General features: G+C 61.7%; 14 protein-coding genes. 11 read left to right on the top strand and 3 right to left on the bottom strand.

Going from position 1 to position 17,217, the window contains the following annotated elements; translation table 11 throughout:
- Nucleotides 1-13 precede the first annotated feature (13 nt).
- Nucleotides 14-883, bottom strand: coding sequence for a LysR family transcriptional regulator (locus AAGF34_RS19780; protein ID WP_342617417.1), 870 nt, complete (start codon nt 881-883; stop codon nt 14-16).
- A gap of 115 nt (nt 884-998) precedes the next feature.
- Between AAGF34_RS19780 and AAGF34_RS19785 the strand changes: the two genes are divergently transcribed.
- From AAGF34_RS19785 to AAGF34_RS19810, 6 genes are all read left to right on the top strand, one after another.
- Nucleotides 999-2,309 carry an aspartate aminotransferase family protein gene (locus tag AAGF34_RS19785; protein ID WP_342617418.1) on the top strand — a complete coding sequence of 437 codons (1,311 nt, stop codon included), beginning with the start codon at nt 999-1,001 and terminating at the stop codon, nt 2,307-2,309.
- An 87-nt stretch (nt 2,310-2,396) separates the two neighbouring features.
- A complete protein-coding gene (locus tag AAGF34_RS19790) occupies nt 2,397-2,744 on the top strand; it encodes an NIPSNAP family protein (RefSeq protein WP_342617419.1) in 348 nt (115 codons plus the stop codon).
- The gene (locus AAGF34_RS19795) at nt 2,741-3,094 is read left to right on the top strand and encodes an antibiotic biosynthesis monooxygenase (RefSeq protein ID WP_342617420.1); all 354 of its coding nucleotides are present in this window, start codon (nt 2,741-2,743) and stop codon (nt 3,092-3,094) included. The genes AAGF34_RS19790 and AAGF34_RS19795 overlap by 4 nt, the downstream gene beginning before the upstream one ends.
- A 5-nt stretch (nt 3,095-3,099) precedes the next feature.
- On the top strand, nt 3,100-3,822 hold the full coding sequence (locus AAGF34_RS19800; protein ID WP_342617421.1) for a metalloregulator ArsR/SmtB family transcription factor: 723 nt from the start codon (nt 3,100-3,102) through the stop codon (nt 3,820-3,822).
- Between the two features lie 104 nt (nt 3,823-3,926).
- A complete protein-coding gene (locus tag AAGF34_RS19805) occupies nt 3,927-4,961 on the top strand; it encodes a MerR family transcriptional regulator (protein WP_342617422.1) in 1,035 nt (344 codons plus the stop codon).
- Nucleotides 4,962-5,022: 61 nt separating this feature from the next.
- Nucleotides 5,023-6,342, top strand: coding sequence for an MFS transporter (locus tag AAGF34_RS19810; protein WP_342617423.1), 1,320 nt, complete (start codon nt 5,023-5,025; stop codon nt 6,340-6,342).
- Between the two features lie 48 nt (nt 6,343-6,390).
- Here the strand turns inward: AAGF34_RS19810 and AAGF34_RS19815 are convergent, their stop codons facing one another.
- Nucleotides 6,391-7,650 (bottom strand): DEAD/DEAH box helicase, encoded by a 1,260-nt coding sequence (locus AAGF34_RS19815; RefSeq protein WP_342617424.1) that lies wholly within the window; start codon nt 7,648-7,650, stop codon nt 6,391-6,393.
- Nucleotides 7,651-7,660: 10 nt separating this feature from the next.
- Nucleotides 7,661-8,218 (bottom strand): C40 family peptidase, encoded by a 558-nt coding sequence (locus AAGF34_RS19820; RefSeq protein WP_342617425.1) that lies wholly within the window; start codon nt 8,216-8,218, stop codon nt 7,661-7,663.
- A gap of 228 nt (nt 8,219-8,446) precedes the next feature.
- Here AAGF34_RS19820 and AAGF34_RS19825 point away from each other — a divergent pair, with 228 nt between their 5' ends.
- The 5 genes from AAGF34_RS19825 (at nt 8,447) to odhB (ending at nt 17,100) form a co-directional block, all read left to right on the top strand.
- Nucleotides 8,447-9,055 (top strand): isochorismatase family protein, encoded by a 609-nt coding sequence (locus tag AAGF34_RS19825; protein ID WP_342617426.1) that lies wholly within the window; start codon nt 8,447-8,449, stop codon nt 9,053-9,055.
- An 11-nt stretch (nt 9,056-9,066) separates the two neighbouring features.
- Nucleotides 9,067-10,764, top strand: a complete 1,698-nt coding sequence (locus AAGF34_RS19830; protein ID WP_342617427.1) for an AarF/UbiB family protein — start codon at nt 9,067-9,069, stop codon at nt 10,762-10,764.
- A 100-nt stretch (nt 10,765-10,864) separates the two neighbouring features.
- Complete coding sequence (locus tag AAGF34_RS19835; RefSeq protein WP_342617428.1) at nt 10,865-12,760, top strand: propionate--CoA ligase; 1,896 nt, start codon at nt 10,865-10,867, stop codon at nt 12,758-12,760.
- Nucleotides 12,761-12,952: 192 nt separating this feature from the next.
- Nucleotides 12,953-15,823 carry a 2-oxoglutarate dehydrogenase E1 component gene (locus AAGF34_RS19840; RefSeq protein WP_342617429.1) on the top strand — a complete coding sequence of 957 codons (2,871 nt, stop codon included), beginning with the start codon at nt 12,953-12,955 and terminating at the stop codon, nt 15,821-15,823.
- A 17-nt stretch (nt 15,824-15,840) separates the two neighbouring features.
- Nucleotides 15,841-17,100, top strand: coding sequence for a 2-oxoglutarate dehydrogenase complex dihydrolipoyllysine-residue succinyltransferase (odhB, locus tag AAGF34_RS19845; RefSeq protein WP_342617430.1), 1,260 nt, complete (start codon nt 15,841-15,843; stop codon nt 17,098-17,100).
- Nucleotides 17,101-17,217: the final 117 nt, after the last annotated feature.

Below are 17,217 nucleotides of genomic sequence, written 5' to 3' on the forward strand. Positions count from 1 at the left end.
GGCCCGCAAATCCCTAAAGCGTAGGCAACACATCCCGCACATGCTCCGCAAACGCCCCGGCCAGTGGCGTTGGCTTCCCGCCAGCAAACGCAATGCCGATGCTGAGCATGGGTAGTTCGGGCAGGCCTACTTCGGGCGTGAGTATCTGCAGGTCGGGCGGCACGGCGCAGCGGGTGAGTACGGCGATGGCCGAGCCGGAGCGCACCACGGCTGTGAGGCCGGTGAGGCTGCCGCTGGCGTAGGCCACACGGTAGCGGCGGCCTTGGGCTTCCAGGCCTTCGCGGGCGGCGCGGTTATCGATGACGTCGGGGTCTGAGAGGGCCAGGGGCAGTGGGTCCCAGTCACGTGGGTCCACGCCGGGGCTGGCTACCCACACCAGGGGTTCGCGCCGCAGGGCGGGCAGCATGCCGGGCTCGGGCGCATCGCCCCAACGGGCTGACACCAGTGCCAGGTCCAGCGCGCGGGTGGCCAGCCGTTCGCGCAGGCGGGGTGTGCTGGCACACACCACGTCCACTCGTGCCAACGGATGCAGCCGCGCAAAGCCGCTCAGCAGGTGCGGCAGAAAGGCGGCGGCATAGTCGTCGGGGCAGCCCACGGCCAGTGCGCCGGCCAAGCCTGTGCCGGCCAGGTCGGCCAGTGCCTCGTCGTGCTGGTGCAGGATGCGCCGGGCGTGCACCAGCAGGCGCTCGCCCTGGCTGGTCAGCCGCACGCCGCGGCCGGTGCGGTGCAGCAGGGTTTGGCCGCAGGTGGATTCCAGGCGCTGCATCTGCATGCTTAGGGCGGACTGGGTGCGCCCCACGCGCGCAGCGGCAGCGCCCAGCGTGCCGCCTTGGGCCACGGCGGCAAAACTGCGCAGCAGGTCAATGTCCAGGGAGGTGCTCACGATATCAGCCTAATTGATTACAGGCATTAAAACTATTCGATTTACTGAAACCACGCAAGTGCCTACAGTGCTTCTCAACCCTTCTTTCCCAACCTTTTGCCTAGGAGCACCGCACATGTCACGCAACGAAGCCCCCGCTTTCTGGAACCGCGCCCGCCAGCACCTGGTGCGCTACGGCGGCAGCTTTGCCCCGGTGGTCATCGAGCGCGCCGCTGGCAGCTATGTGTATGACGCGGATGACCGGCCCATCCTGGACTTCACCTCCGGCCAGATGAGCGCGGTGCTGGGTCACTGTCACCCCGAGATCAGCGCGGTGATTGCCGACTACGCACACCGCCTGGAGCATCTGTTCAGCGGCATGCTGTCGCGCCCGGTGGTGGACTTGGCTACCCGCTTGTCCGAAGTGGCACCGGGCAATCTGGAGCGCAGTCTGCTGCTGACCACCGGCGCCGAGTCCAACGAGGCCGCCATCCGCATGGCCAAGCTGGTCACGGGCAAATTCGAGGTGGTGGGCTTTGCCCAGTCATGGCATGGCATGACGGGCGGTGCTGCGGCGGCCACCTACAGCGCAGGGCGGCGCGGTGTGGGGCCGGCAGCGGTGGGATCGTTGGCCATCAACGCGCCGTTTGGCTACCGGCCACGCTTTTTTGATGCCAGCGGCGCTTACGACTGGAAGGGCGAGCTGGACTATGGCTTTGACCTGGTGGACCGCCAGTCGTGTGGCAGCCTGGCGGCTTTCATTGCCGAGCCCATCCTCAGCTCGGGCGGCATCATCGACCTGCCTGTGGGTTACATGGCGGCGCTCAAGAAGAAGTGCGAAGAGCGAGGCATGCTGCTGATCCTGGACGAGGCGCAGACCGGCGTGGGCCGCACCGGCACCATGTTCGCCTGCGAGCGCGATGGCGTGGTGCCTGACATCCTGACGCTGTCCAAGACACTGGGTGCGGGCCTGCCGCTGGCGGCCATCGTGACCACCGCCGAGATCGAGGAGAAGGCGCACGAGCGCGGCTACCTGTTCTACACCACCCACGTCTCCGACCCGCTGCCCGCCGCCATTGGCCTGAAGGTATTGGAGATCGTGCAGCGCGAACAACTCGCCGAGCGTGCCAAGGTGGCCGGCGCACGCTTGGCCAATGGCCTGCGCGCGCTGCAGGAGCGCTACGACTGCATTGGCGACGTGCGTGGGCGCGGGCTGTTGCTGGGCATGGAGATCGTCAAGGACCGCGCCAGCAAGGAGCCCGCCGACGGCCTGGGAGCCGCCATCACCCGCGAGTGCATGCAGCTGGGCCTGTCGATGAACGTGGTGCAACTGCCCGGCATGGGTGGCGTGTTCCGCATTGCGCCGCCGCTGACGGTGAGCGATGCGGAAATCGACCAGGGGCTGGATCTGCTGGGGCGGGCGATTGCGAAGTGTGTAGCGCGGTAGGTACAAGCAATCCTTCGCTACGGGGCGAAGCATTTCTGATGTGGGGAGCCGACACTTGTGTGTGTTCACCCATTCAGAAAGTTCACCATGACCATCACCTGCTTCATCCGCTACGAGATAGACCCGTTCAAGAAAGCGCTGTTCAAGACCTATGCCGACAACTGGGCGCGGATCATCCCGCGCTGCGGCGGCCACCTCATTGGCTACTTCTTGCCCAACGAGGGGACTGACTACGAGGCATGGGGCATGATTTCCTTTGCCAGTTTGAGTGCCTATGAAGCCTACCGGGCGCGTTTGAGGAGCGACGAGGAGGGCAAGGCCAATTTTGAATTTGCGCAGCGCGAGCGGTTCATTCTGAAAGAAGAGAGAACCTTTCCGTTGGTCGTGGATTCCAGCTACCTGCGCGCGCCCACAGGGTTTGTGGAGGCCGTGTGATTGCAGTCATTTTTGAAGTCACCCCGCTGCAGGGCATGGAGCAGCGGTACTTTGATATTGCTGTGGAGTTGCGGGAAAGCCTGCAGGACATCGACGGCTTTGTCTCGGTGGAGCGCTTTCAAAGCCTCACCCGGCCCGGCACCTATCTGTCGTTGAGCTACTGGCGTGATGAGGAGGCAGTGCGCAGCTGGCGCAGGCAAACCAACCACCGGGCCGGGCAGGCCGAGGGCAGGGCGCGGGTGTTTGCCGACTATCGCATCCGGGTGGCGCAGGTGGTGCGGGACTACACTCAAACCGTGCGCGATCAAGCGCCGCACGATTCCAATTTGGCGCTGCAAGTGAAGGAGTAAGCCGGGTGCAACAACGAAGTGCGGGAGCGCCCCACGAGCCCAAGCTGGCCAGTGTCGCGGCGGTGATTGCCGATGCAACACGGGCACGCATGCTGTGCTACCTGCTCGCAGGGGAGTACGCCAGCGCGGGTGAGTTGGCGCGCGCGGCATCTGTTACTGCACCCACCGCGAGCGCTCATCTGGCCAAGCTCATGGACGCGGAACTGCTGGTGTGCGAGCAGCGCGGTCGCCACCGCTACTACAAGTTGGCGGATGACGAAGTGGCCCATGCGCTGGAGGCGGTGGCCCTGATCGCGGAGCGGCGCACCCATCTGGCCGCGTGGGCGAGTCCGACGCGGGCCCGGCTGCAATGGGCCCGTTGCTGCTATGGGCACCTCGCCGGGCGGCTGGGTGTAGAGCTGTTTTCTCAGTTGTTGGCAAAAGATTGGCTGGTAGCGGCGCAAGAGGGTTATCTGCTCACCGACCAGGGAAGAGCCGGCTTGCATGTTCTGGGCATGGATGGGGATGCCCTGGACATGAGGCCCGTTGGACAGCGCGGTATTGCCTACCGCTGCCTGGACTGGTCTGAACGCAGAGACCACATCGCCGGCAAATTGCCCAGAAAAATGCTGGAGCATTTCTTGCACAGGGGATGGTTGCGTCGTTACGACGGAGAACGGGCGCTGCAGGTGACGCCATTGGGTCACAAGCATCTCGCCGGCCTGCTTCCCTCCTTGGGTCATCTCTAGAAGAAATGGGTTGCACGATGGGGTTGACCCTGACGTAACGTAAGGGTTGATACTCCGCGCTCAGCGGGCCTGGGTCACAGGCCGGCACAACCAGGAGCCTTGCAGTGCTACTCAAAGTGGGAGAACTGGCCCGTCGCACGGGCCTGACGGTGCGCACCTTGCACCACTACGACGCCATCGACCTGTTGCGTCCGTCGGCCCGGTCCGAGGCCGACTACCGGCTTTACAACCAAACTGACGTGGCACGCCTGCACGCGATCCAGGCCCTACGGCATCTGGGGCTGTCGCTGGCCGATGTCAAGACCATGCTCAAGCGGGATGGTGAAGGGTTGAGCGACACCATCGCCCGCCAGATCCGCGCCTTGGGCCATGAGATCGAACAGGCCAATGAGTTGCGCGAGCGGCTGCGGTTGCTGCAGGAACGGTTGGACGCTGGCGCGGCGCCGGACATGGGTGACTGGCTGTCCACGCTGGCGTTGATGAATACCTATTCCAAATACTTCAGCGCGGCGGAAATCAAACGCATCCTGGACAACCGCAAGGCCCAAAGTGCCGCATGGGAGCCCTTGATTGCTGAGGTCCGGGTGGCCATGCGCAAGGGACTGGGTGCCGAAGACCCCGCCACCCAGTCCCTGGCATTGCGCTGGATGAACCTGACGCTGTCGATGATGGATGACAATTTTTCGCTGATCGAGCGATGGGGGCAGATGGTCAGCACCGAGCCCAAGGCTCAGTTCAAGCACGGTCCCGGCCCGGAGGTGGTGGCGTTCATCACGGCCGCCATCGGCCTGCGCATGGCAGCCATGCAGCGTCACCTGACCCAGGAGGAGCTGCACACGCTGCGGACCGTACCGGACAGTGCCATCCGCGTGCTGGTGCTGCAGGCCCACGCGTTGCAAGACAGCCACGCTGACCTGCGTAGCCCGCAGGCAAGGGCATTTGTGGCGCAGTGGGAACAGGTGATGCTGGACCTGTGTGCGGGCAACGCGGTGGTGCTGCGCAAGTTCATGGCAGCGTATTACGCCGAGCCCATCCTGCGAGCTGCCACGGTGTTTGATGACACCACCATTGGCGTACTGCAGCGTGCGCTTTCGGCACAGAACCATGCATTTGCACAACCCTGTGCACAAAGTGCTTGACCCTTACGCAGCGTGAGGCCGGAGCATCCGGGGTTTCTGGACTTTGAACCACTGGATGCATATGAACACTTCTCCTCCGGTTGCGCCTGGCGCTTCGCTGTTTCGCGACCCCAACTTCCTCTGGCTGATGGCCGGATCTTTTGTCACGCTGCTAGGTGATCAGTTCACCCTGGTCGCCTTGCCTTGGCTGGTGTTGCGCATGACCCAGGACACCTTGGTGCTGGGCACCGTGCTGGGTTTGCTCAGTTTGCCGCGTGCGCTGTTCATTCTGATTGGCGGCGCCGTGGTGGACAGGTTTTCGCCCAAGCGGGTGTTGATGGTCACCAAATATGCCAATGCCTTGCTGCTTGGCACGCTGACGTTTCTGGTGCTGGGCGGTGGCCTGGCGTTATGGATGGTCTACGCGCTGGCGTTTGCCATCGGACTGGCGACGGCCTTCAGCATTCCGTCGGGAACGTCCATGCTGCCGCATGTGATGCCGCGCTCCCAACTGGCCGCGGCCAACGGCGTCATGATGGGTTTGCGCCAAGTGTCGATGTTTGTGGGGCCGTTGGTGGCGGCCCTGCTGATTGCGCTGTTTGGCAATCACCCGGACGCCGTGCAGGCAGGTGCTATCGTGGACGCGCAGGGTCTGGGCCTGGCTTTTGGGCTGGACGCACTGAGCTTTTTGCTATCTGCCTGGACTTTGGCCAAGGTGCGGCTGCGCGTCGTGGATGGTGCGACGGGACAGCAGGGGAAGGGCGATGAGTCGGTTTGGGCGGCTGTGCTCTCCGGCCTGCGCCACTTGCGCGACGACAGCGCCTTGCGGCTGTGCTTTATCTACTGGAGCGTGGTGGCCGTGTTGATCACGGGGCCGGTGCAAATTGCCATGCCGGTTCTGGTCAGCACCCGCAATCTGGGTGCAGCGGCGCTGGGTATCCTGCTCGGCGCACATGGGGGTGGAACATTGGTCGGCATGGCCCTGTCCGGCGCGCGCCCCGGCTGGCGCCTGGGCACCCTGGGCATGACGCTGTTGGCGGTGGACGGCGTGGTAGGGCTGTTGTTCATGCCCATGGGGATGATCACCTCCGCCTGGCAAGGTGCGGCGCTGTTGGCGCTCATCGGCATGCTGGGCGGCTTCATCCAGGTTTCCATCTTTACCTGGATCCAAGGGCGCACGCCGCCTGCGCTGATGGGGCGGGTGATGAGCATGTTCATGTTCATCTTTCTGGGGCTGGCACCGCTGGCGGGCGCCGTCACCGGCTGGCTGATGCGCTATGTCTCACCGGGTGTGCTGTTCACAGCGTGCGGCGGTCTGCTGGCATTTGTGGCGTTGATCGCGCTGGTGGCGTCTCCTTTGCGCCATGTCGTGGACGGGCCGCTTCGACCCATCAAGGCGTAATGCAGCGCCGGTTTGTGCCGGAACGCAGCAACCGGGAGTGCCGTTGCCTCAGGACTGATTTGCCGCCAGCGCCCGCAACTTGTCTTTCTTGCTGGGACGTTTGCCTTTGATGCAGCCATTGCTGGGAGGTGCCAAGGGGCTTTCTTTGTCGGCTTGATCTTGAGCGGGCGGTGCAGGCTCAAAGCCGGGCACGGTTTCCATGGGCACTTCCAGGCCGTGGCGCTTTTCAATCAGGCGGAAGTGGGCCTCGCTGGCATACGGCACAAAGCTCACGGCCAACCCGGTTTCACCGGCGCGGCCGGTGCGGCCAATGCGGTGTGTGTAATCGGTCGCCGAGCGTGGCAGGTCGTAGTTGACCACCACTGGCAGCTCGGCAATGTCCAGCCCGCGTGAAGCCATATCGGTCGCGACGACCACCTTCAGGCGTGAAGCCTTGAAGTCCGACAGCACCTGGCTGCGCTTGCCCTGGCTCAGTTCGCCATGAAAGGGTTCTGCGTTGATACGTGCCTTGCGGAGCTTGTCGGCAACGATTTCCGCGGCGTGCTTGGTGGCCACGAACACCAGCACCCGTTGCCATTTGTTCGCGGTAATCAGATGCCGCAGCAACTGGGTACGGCTACCGGTGTCAACCCGTATGGCTTGCTGGCGGATGTCGGGCTTGGTTTCTTCGGTGGCGACGATGTTGATCTGCACCGGATCGTGCAACATGGTCGCCGCCAGGACCGCAACTGGTGGCGCGAAGGTGGCCGAGAAGAACAGGTTTTGGCGCTTGGCGGGCAACAAGGCCAGCAATCGATGCAATTCGGCCTCAAAGCCCAGGTCGAGCAGGCGATCAGCCTCATCCAGCACCAGCATCTGAGTGGCACCCAGGTCCAGCGCGTTGTGCTGAACCAAGTCGAGCAGGCGACCCGGCGTAGCGACCACCACATCGGTGCCGGAGCGTAGAGCCAGCATTTGCCGATTGACGGACACGCCGCCAAACACCACGCTGATGCGGATGTCCTTGGGCAACTGGTTGGCCAGTGCGCGCAGCGCGTCACCAACCTGTACTGCCAGTTCCCGCGTGGGCACCAACACCAGTGCGCGTGCCATCCGCGGGTTCGGCGTTGGTTGGCTTTCCAGAATGTGCAGCATGGGCAGGCCAAAGGCCAGCGTCTTGCCGGAGCCGGTTTGCGCCTGAGCCATGGTGTCCCGGCCAGATAGTGCGGCTGGAATGGACAGGGATTGGACTGGAGTGGGGGTGATCAGGCCCTGGCGTTCGAGAGCGCGCAAGAGGGCGGGCGACAAGCCCAGCGAGGAAAAAGCCATGCAGTACGGCTTATTGCTCGGTCGTGGCGTTCACGGACTCAGATGGAACCCGACGGGCACCATCGAAGCGCCGGGTCCAGTACGAAGCACCCATGTCGTCAACACGGACCTCACCGCCCGGCTTGGGGGAATGGATGAATTTGCCATTGCCCACATAAATGCCCACGTGACTGAAGGCGCGGCGCATGGTGTTGAAGAAGACCAGATCGCCTGGCTTCAGGTCAGCCTTGTCGATTTTTTCGGTGGCGGCAGCCTGCTCGGAGGCGCGGCGCGGTAGCAGCAGGCCTTCGGTCTGCTTATAGATGGCGCGTACAAAGCCGCTGCAATCAAAGCCGGTTTCGGCACTGTTGCCGCCACGGCGGTAGGGCACGCCCAGGAACCCGAGCGCGCCGACTACCAGTTGTGAAGCCTTGGCTTCCACGCGGTTACCCACCTCGCCGATACGATCGAGCAGACCGACGTCACTGCGCACACGATTGCCATCATCAGGGGTATCGACGGGGGCGGCATGAGAAAGCGATGCCAAAAGCAAGGTGCAAAGCACCACCAGCAGGGTTAAAAAACGCATGGGGCGGAGCATACCTTGCCAGGGGGCTTAAGTCAAATGATGTAATGCATTAATAAAGCGATGTAACTATTTGATATATATAAACAAAGTAAGAATACAAATGTGCTTATTGTAAAGTTTGGTTGCCATTGCCAGCGGCCGGGAGCAAAAGCGCCGTTCGGGCGGGCAGCTGTCTTTTTGGCGGGAATGCTGGTTATGCTTGCACTATCCGAAGACTGAAAGTTCCCTATGTTGCTAGATCTCGAATCCTCCCAACTGGTACTGATTGATTACCAGGACCGGCTGATGCCCGCGGTGCTGGATTCACAAGCTGTTTTGCAGAACGCCGTGCGCTTGACGCAGATGGCGGCAACCTTGCAAGTGCCATCTTTCTATACGGAGCAGAACCCGTCCAAATTAGGGGGCACCGCAGTGGAGTTGCTGGACGCGCTCAAGCAGGCCCGTGCGCGTGCACTGGTCAAGATGCAATTCAGCGCGGTGGAAGAAGGCCTGGGCGAGTTGCTCAGGCCGCCGGCCAAACCGGTGCAGGGAAATGCCCGCAGCCTGCCCAAGCATCTGCAAAAACCGTCTGCCGCCGAACGCGACACTATCGTGTTGGCCGGCTGTGAAGCCCATGTGTGCCTGCTGCAAACGGCGCTGGACCTGCTGGAAGACGAATTTGACGTGTGGGTGGTGACCGACGCCTGTAGCTCGCGCACCGAGCGCAACCGCGACGCTGCCTTCGACCGTCTGGCTGGCGCTGGCGTGGAGCTGGTGACGACCGAGATGGTGGCCTTTGAGTGGCTGCGTAGCGCCGAGCACCCGGCGTTCAACCAAGTGCAGGGATTAATCAAGTAGGGCTACAGGCCATGTTGATTGAAACACTGACTGCTGCGAAAGATGCCGGACGCCTGTACGAAATAGCCGGAGTGCTGATCCGCCACGGCTTCGGCGATTTGGTCAGGCGCATGGGATTGGCCGATTGGCTGGAGCGGGCAGGGCACGCCGTGCGCTGGGAGACTGCGGCCGATTTGGCACGTATTCCGCCGCCAGTGCAAGTCCGTCTGGCCTTGGAAGAGTTGGGGCCGACTTTTGTGAAGCTGGGCCAGATACTGGCGGGCCGGGTGGACTTGCTGGGCCCTGACTGGATTGCCGAACTTGGCAAACTGCATAGCCAGGTGCCAGCCCTGCCGCTGGAGACGCTGCGACTCCAACTGCGTGAGGATCTGGGGGGCGAACCCGAAGCGGTCTTTGCCTGGTTTGACCCGCAGCCGCTGGCGGCTGCTTCCATTGCGCAGGTACACCGGGCCCGGTTGGCGGACGGGACTGAAGTCATCGTCAAGATCCGCCGGCCAGGCATTGCAGAAGTCATTGAGGCTGACTTACGCCTGTTGGGTCATCTGGCGGGAATGGCCGAAGCCGAATTGCCATGGCTCAAGCCCTACCGCCCCCAATTGCTGATGCGCGAATTCGGCAAGTCCTTGCGGCAGGAGCTGGATCTTGCGGCCGAATGCCGCAATTCCGAGCGGATTGCGAACAACATGAAGGCCTTGCCCCACATCGTGATTCCGCGCGTGCACTGGCAGCACACCAACGCCCGCGTCAATGTGCAGGACTATATGGGAGGCGTTTCGGGCAGCCACCTGGAGCAACTGATTGCGCAGGATGGCTTCGATCGGTCCCAGCTGGCGCAGCGCGGTGCGCAGGCGGTGCTGAAGATGATCGTGCAGGACGGCCTGTTTCATGCCGATCCCCACCCAGGCAATGTGTTCTACCTGAACGGTAACCGCGTGGCATTTATCGACTTCGGCATGGTCGGGCGCCTGTCCGCGCGCCGTCGATCCGAGTTGCTGCAGCTTCTGTTGGGGCTGGTGGAGCGCGAGCCGCAGGCAGTTGCCGAAGTATTGCTGGACTGGGCTGGCGACGAGCATCAGGCCAATCTGAGCCAGCTCGAAAACGAGATTGAAACCTTCGTGGACCAGTACCATGGTTTGCCGCTGGCGGATCTGAGTCTGAGCCAGATGCTGGGCGACATCACGGCCATCCTGCGTTACAACCACCTGAGCTTGCCGTCTGATCTGGCGCTGCTGATCAAGGCGTTTGTTTCGCTGGAAAGCATGGGCCGCGGCCTGGATCCGGACTTTCACATGGCTGAGCAGGCCACGCCGCTGTTGCGACAGGTGGTGCGTGCCGGCTATAGCCCCAAGGCGGTCGCTACGCGGGGCTGGAAGATGCTGCGTCGTACCTTGGCGCTTGCCGAGCAGCTTCCGCACGACCTTTCCCAATTGCTACGCAACGCCCGCCGCGGTCGCCTGCAGGTCGGCATCGAGTTGGCCCATTTGAAGCGGGTGGGGGATCAGATCGACCGAGCCGCCAACCGGATATCCATGGCACTCGTGATTGCGTCACTCATCATTGGCTCGTCGATTGTCATGACGGTGAAAGGTGGGCCTACCATCTTTGGGTTACCCATGTTTGGATTTTTCGGTTTTGCCGGTGCTGTGTTGGGCGCGATCTGGCTGGTGCGCGCCATCTCGCGCAGTTCCAAGGTGGGCGGCGACGACTGATCGGATGCTGGCGGTGGGGCAAGTCAGCTTGCAGCAAGTTGCTTGCCCATAATTAAGAATTCAGTTTTCCCCGCAATACAAGGCTCCGGAGACCCGCACAATGACCGCATACGCAGACTTTCATCGCCGTTCCATCGTCGATAGGGACGGATTCTGGACCGAGCAGGCCCAATTGATCGACTGGCACAAGCCGTTTGACAAGGTCTGCGATTACAGCAATCCGCCGTTTGCACGGTGGTTCGCCGGTGGCCAGACCAATCTTTGCTACAACGCAGTGGACCGTCATCTGGCCACGCGCCCGGACCAGAACGCGCTGGTCTTTGTCTCCACCGAAACGGATATTGAAAAGGCCTACAGCTTCCGTGAGCTGCACGCCGAGGTGCAGCGCATGGCTGCCATTCTCAAGTCTCTTGGCGTGAGCAAGGGGGACCGTGTACTGATCTACATGCCCATGATCGCCGAGGCCTGCTTTGCAATGCTGGCCTGCGCGCGCATTGGCGCCATTCACTCAGTGGTGTTCGGTGGCTTTGCCAGCCACAGCCTGGCCAGCCGTATTGAAGATGCCAAGCCGGTTGCCATCGTCAGCGCCGATGCAGGCATGCGCGGCGGCAAGGTGGTTCCCTACAAACACCTGCTGGACGAAGCCATTTCGCTGAGCAGCCACAAGCCAGCCAAGGTGCTCATGGTCAACCGCGGCCTGGCCGATTTCCCCAAGGTTGCCGGACGCGACGAAGATTACGCCTCACTGCGCGAAGCCAATCTGAATGTACAAGTGCCCTGCGAGTGGGTCGATTCCGACCACCCGAGCTACATCCTCTACACCAGCGGCACCACCGGCAAGCCCAAGGGCGTGCAACGCGACACCGCGGGTTATGCAGTAGCACTGGCTGCTAGCATGAAGCACATCTATATGGGCAACCCGGGAGAGACCTATTTCTCCACGTCCGATATCGGCTGGGTGGTGGGGCACAGCTATATCATTTACGGCCCGCTGATTGCCGGCATGGCAACCATCATGTACGAAGGCCTGCCCATCCGTCCCGACGCTGGCATCTGGTGGAAGCTGGTGGAAAAGTACAAGGTCAGCGTGATGTTCAGCGCGCCCACGGCGGCGCGCGTGCTCAAGAAGCAGGACCCGTCCTTCCTCACCAAATACGATCTGTCCAGCCTCAAGGCACTGTTCCTGGCGGGCGAACCGCTGGATGAGCCGACTGCGACCTGGATTTCGGGCGCCATCAACAAGCCCATCATCGACAACTACTGGCAAACCGAAACCGGCTGGCCCATCATGGCCATCTGCAATGGCGTTGAAAAAGCCCCGACCAAGTTTGGCTCCCCAGGCAAGGCCGTTTATGGCTACGACGTGCGTCTGATCGACGAGACCACGGGCGAGGAAATCAACGAAGCCAACAAGAAGGGCGTCATCGCCGTGGAAGGCCCGCTGCCTCCGGGCTGCCTGCAAACCATCTGGGGTGACGACGAACGCTTTGTCAAAACCTACTGGTCCAGCATCCACAACCGGGTGATGTACAGCACCTTCGACTGGGGTGTGAAGGACGAAGACGGCTACTTCTTCATCTTGGGCCGTACCGATGACGTGATCAACGTGGCGGGTCATCGCCTGGGCACCCGCGAGATTGAGGAAAGCATCAGCAGTCACGCCAATGTGGCCGAGGTGGCGGTGGTCGGCGTGGCGGATCAGCTCAAGGGCCAGGTGGCAGTGGCCTTCGTCGTGCTCAAGGACCCCAGTGTGGCGTCCGCCAGCGCCGACGCACTGAAGCTGGAAGGCGCCATTATGAAAGTGGTGGATGACCAGCTTGGTGCGGTAGCCCGCCCGGCGCGCGTGCGGTTCGTGCATGTGCTGCCCAAAACCCGCAGTGGCAAGCTGTTGCGCCGCGCCATTCAGGCCGTTTGCGAGGGTCGCGACCCTGGCGATCTGACCACCATGGAAGACCCTGGTGCACTGCAGCAAATCAAGGACTTGGTAGTCAGCTGACCGTCAGTCGTCGAGTAAAAGGCCGGTGAAGTGCAGCTATTTATACGAATCAGTGGCACAATCCAGTCCGCAACGAAGGTCCTTCCAATGCCACAGTCGCATCCGCCAATCGGTTCAGCCGTGTCGCGGAAGGTTAATAAACCAGCTTTAACCAGCTAATGTTCCCTGAAGGGGAACGGAGGTCAGCGCAATATGAGTGATTCCGCGTCGTCTGTATACCAGGCGTACCAAAACAATACCTACCTGTTTGGTGGCAATGCCCCGTATGTCGAAGAGATGTACGAGAACTATTTGGCCAACCCCGGTAGCGTTCCCGATTCATGGCGTTCGTATTTCGACGCACTGCAGCACGTGCCCGCGGTGGATGGCACGAATGCCAAAGACGTGCCGCATCTGCCCGTCATCAACGCCTTTGCAGAGCGGGCCAAGTCCGGCGGCACCAAGGTGGTGCTGGCCAGCGCCGACGCCGAAATGGGGCGCAAGCGCACTGCGGCGCAACAGCTGATTGCCGCCTATCGCAATGTCGGCCAACGCTGGGCTGATCTCGACCCCCTCAAGCGTACCGAACGTCCGGCTATTCCCGACCTGGACCCTGCGTACTTTGGCTTTACCGATGCCGACCAGGAAACGGTGTTCGATACCAGCAACACGTTTTTCGGCAAGGACCGCATGTCCCTGCGCGAGCTGCTCAATGCGCTGCGTGAAACCTATTGCGGTACCTTGGGCGCTGAATACATGTACACCACCGAGCAGGCTGAAAAGCGTTGGTGGCAGCAAAAGCTCGAATCCATTCGCAGCAAACCCAATTTCAGTGCAGAAAAGAAAAAAGCCATTCTGGAGCGACTGACCGCAGCCGAAGGCCTTGAGCGCTTCCTGCACACCAAGTTCGTGGGCCAGAAGCGCTTCTCGCTGGAAGGTGGCGAGAGCTTTATCGCCGCCATGGATGAGCTGATTAACGCAGCCGGCATCAAGGGTGTGCAAGAAGTAGTAATCGGCATGGCCCACCGTGGCCGCCTGAATGTGCTTGTCAACACCATGGGCAAGATGCCCAAGGACCTGTTTGCCGAATTTGAGCATACCGCTCCTGAAGACCTGCCAGCCGGCGACGTGAAGTATCACCAGGGCTTCAGTTCCGATCTGGCGACCGATGGCGGACCGGTGCACCTCTCGCTGGCATTTAACCCTTCCCACCTGGAAATCGTGAACCCGGTGGTGGAGGGCTCGGTGCGGGCCCGTATGGACCGTCGTGGTGACGTGAAGGGTGCGCAAGTGCTGCCGGTACTGGTGCACGGTGACTCGGCCTTTGGTGGCCAAGGTGTCAACCAGGAAACCCTGGCGCTGGCACAGACACGCGGTTACACCACGGGCGGTACCGTCCACATCATCATCAACAACCAGATTGGTTTCACTACATCGGACCCGCGCGACATGCGCTCCTCGGTGTATTGCACCGATATCGTCAAGATGGTGGAAGCGCCTGTGCTCCACGTCAACGGCGACGATCCAGAAGCCGTGGTGCTGGCAACCCAGCTGGCGCTGGAATACCGCATGACCTTCCGCAAGGATGTGGTGCTGGACATCGTCTGCTACCGCAAACTGGGCCACAACGAGCAGGACACCCCCGCTCTGACCCAGCCGCTGATGTACAAGAAGATTGCACAGCACCCCGGTACCCGCAAGCTGTACGCGGACCGTTTGGCTGCACAAGGCCTGGGCGAAACTTTGGGCGACGACATGGTCAAGGCTTATCGTGCCGCCATGGACGCCGGCAAGCACACGGATGATCCGGTGCTGACCAACTTCAAGAGCAAATTTGCGGTGGACTGGGCACCGTTCCTGGGCAAGAAGTGGACCGATGCGGGTGACACCGCGGTACCCTTGGCCGAGTGGAAACGCCTGGCCGAGAAGGTCACAACCATCCCCGCCAGCATTACGGCCCACAAGCTGGTCAAGGACGTGTATGAGAACCGTGCCGCCATGGGCCGTGGCGAGGTCAATGTGGACTGGGGTATGGGCGAGCAGATGGCCTTCGCCACCCTGGTGGCAAGCGGTTATCCGGTGCGTCTATCCGGCGAAGACAGCGGACGCGGCACCTTCACCCATCGCCATGCCGTGATTCACGACCAGAATCGCGAAAAGTGGGATACCGGCACTTATGTGCCCCTGGCTAACGTGACCGAAAACCAGGCACCCTTTGTCGTCATCGACTCCATCCTGTCCGAAGAGGCGGTGCTGGCCTTTGAATATGGCTACGCCTCCAACGATCCCAACACCCTGGTGATCTGGGAAGCCCAGTTTGGCGACTTCGCCAACGGCGCCCAGGTGGTGATCGACCAGTTCATCGCCTCCGGCGAAGTGAAGTGGGGTCGTGTCAACGGCATCACCCTGATGTTGCCCCATGGTTACGAAGGCCAAGGCCCCGAGCACAGCTCGGCCCGCCTGGAGCGCTTCATGCAGTTGGCGGCTGACACCAATATGCAGATCGTGCAGCCCACCACCGCCAGCCAGATCTTCCACGTGCTGCGTCGCCAGATGGTGCGCAACCTGCGCAAGCCGCTGGTCATCATGACGCCCAAGTCGCTGCTGCGTAACAAGGACGCAACCTCTCCGCTGTCCGAGTTCACCAAGGGTGGTTTCCAGACCATCCTGCCCGAGCAGAAGGACATCAAGGCCGACAAGGTCAAACGTGTGGTGGCTTGCTCCGGCAAGGTCTATTACGACCTGGTCAAGAAGCGCGAGGAAAAAGGACACGACGACGTGGCCATCGTGCGTGTGGAGCAGCTGTATCCCTTCCCGCACAAGGCGTTCTCGACCGAACTGAAGAAGTACCCCCATGCGACGGAAGTTGTGTGGTGCCAGGATGAGCCGCAAAACCAGGGCGCCTGGTTCTTCGTGCAGCACTATCTGCATGAAAACATGGCCGATGGCCAGCGTCTGGGTTACTCGGGACGTGCCGCCTCTGCCTCTCCTGCAGTCGGCTATTCGCATCTGCACCAGGAACAGCAAAAGGCGCTGGTTGAAGGCGCGTTCGGCAAGCTCAAGGGCTTTGTGCTCACCAAATAAAACACGAAAGAATTGATATGGCTATCGTAGAAGTTAAAGTCCCGCAGCTGTCTGAATCGGTTGCTGAAGCCACGCTGTTGCAGTGGAAGAAAAAAGTCGGTGATCTGGTTGCGGTCGATGAAATCCTGATCGAAATTGAAACCGATAAGGTGGTGATGGAAGTCCCCGCGCCGGCCGCTGGCGTACTGGCTGAGCTGGTGCAAGGCGATGGTGCCACTGTCGCTGCAGAGCAATTGATTGCCCGCATCGACACCGAAGGAAAAGCTGGCGCTGCCGCCGCCGCAGCTGCGCCTGCCGCTGCGGCGGCGGCTCCCGCTGCGTCGGCACCTGCAGCTGCAGCCCCGGCTTCCAACAGCAAGGCTGGCGTTGCGATGCCAGCTGCTGCCAAGCTGTTGGCCGACAACAACCTGGCTGTGGGTGCCGTCAGTGGCACCGGCAAAGACGGCCGCGTGACCAAGGGTGACGTGCTGGCCGCTGTCGCAGGTGGCGTGCAATCCACGGCCGCGGTGATCCCTACCGGCGTGCCGACCAAGGCATTGCCGCAGGTTTCCGCACCTGCCGCGCCCAGCCTGGGTGACCGTCCTGAGCAGCGCGTGCCCATGACCCGTCTGCGCGCGCGCGTGGCCGAGCGTCTGCTGCAATCGCAGTCCACCAACGCCATCCTGACCACCTTCAATGAAATCAACATGGCCCCGGTCATGGAAATGCGCAAGCGCATGCAAGAGCGTTTCGAGAAGGAACACGGCGTGAAGCTGGGCTTCATGAGCTTCTTCGTCAAGGCCGCAGTGCACGCGCTCAAGAAGTTCCCGGTGCTCAATGCCTCGGTGGACGGCAACGACATCGTGTACCACGGCTACTTCGACATTGGTATTGCGGTGGGTTCCCCCCGTGGTCTGGTGGTGCCGATTCTGCGCAACGCCGACCAGATGAGCTTTGCCGAGATCGAGAAGAAGATTGCCGAGTTCGGCGTCAAGGCACGTGACGGCAAGCTGGGCATGGAAGAAATGACCGGTGGTACCTTCTCAATCTCCAATGGCGGTACCTTCGGCTCCATGATGTCCACCCCCATCATCAACCCGCCGCAATCGGCCATCCTGGGCGTACATGCCACCAAGGACCGCGCCATGGTGGAAAACGGTCAGGTGGTGGTGCGTCCCATGAACTACTTCGCCATGTCCTACGACCACCGCATCATCGACGGCCGTGAAGCGGTTCTGGGTCTGGTGGCCATGAAGGAAGCGTTGGAAGATCCAGCACGCTTGCTGTTTGACATTTGATACACCCCCCGGCTACGTGCACTGCGTGCACTTCGCTTTCCCCCTTGCAGGGGGCAACACCCGCGGCCTGGCGAAGCCAGTTCCGCGGTGTTCTTGAACAAAGGCACGTCACGCGTG

This window comes from Rhodoferax sp. GW822-FHT02A01, from assembly GCF_038784515.1.
Classification (GTDB): Bacteria; Pseudomonadota; Gammaproteobacteria; order Burkholderiales; family Burkholderiaceae_C; genus Allorhodoferax.

Bases quoted from the DNA above. Each gene is read 5' to 3' on its own strand.
- AAGF34_RS19840 (WP_342617429.1), top strand. From the start codon at position 12,953: ATGAGTGATTCCGCGTCGTCTGTATACCAGGCGTACCAAAACAATACC.
- AAGF34_RS19830 (WP_342617427.1), top strand. From the start codon at position 9,067: ATGTTGATTGAAACACTGACTGCTGCGAAAGATGCCGGACGCCTGTAC.
- AAGF34_RS19815 (WP_342617424.1), bottom strand. From the start codon at position 7,650: ATGGCTTTTTCCTCGCTGGGCTTGTCGCCCGCCCTCTTGCGCGCTCTC.
- AAGF34_RS19835 (WP_342617428.1), top strand. From the start codon at position 10,865: ATGACCGCATACGCAGACTTTCATCGCCGTTCCATCGTCGATAGGGAC.
- AAGF34_RS19820 (WP_342617425.1), bottom strand. From the start codon at position 8,218: ATGCGTTTTTTAACCCTGCTGGTGGTGCTTTGCACCTTGCTTTTGGCA.
- AAGF34_RS19810 (WP_342617423.1), top strand. From the start codon at position 5,023: ATGAACACTTCTCCTCCGGTTGCGCCTGGCGCTTCGCTGTTTCGCGAC.
- AAGF34_RS19785 (WP_342617418.1), top strand. From the start codon at position 999: ATGTCACGCAACGAAGCCCCCGCTTTCTGGAACCGCGCCCGCCAGCAC.
- odhB (WP_342617430.1), top strand. From the start codon at position 15,841: ATGGCTATCGTAGAAGTTAAAGTCCCGCAGCTGTCTGAATCGGTTGCT.
- AAGF34_RS19790 (WP_342617419.1), top strand. From the start codon at position 2,397: ATGACCATCACCTGCTTCATCCGCTACGAGATAGACCCGTTCAAGAAA.
- AAGF34_RS19825 (WP_342617426.1), top strand. From the start codon at position 8,447: ATGTTGCTAGATCTCGAATCCTCCCAACTGGTACTGATTGATTACCAG.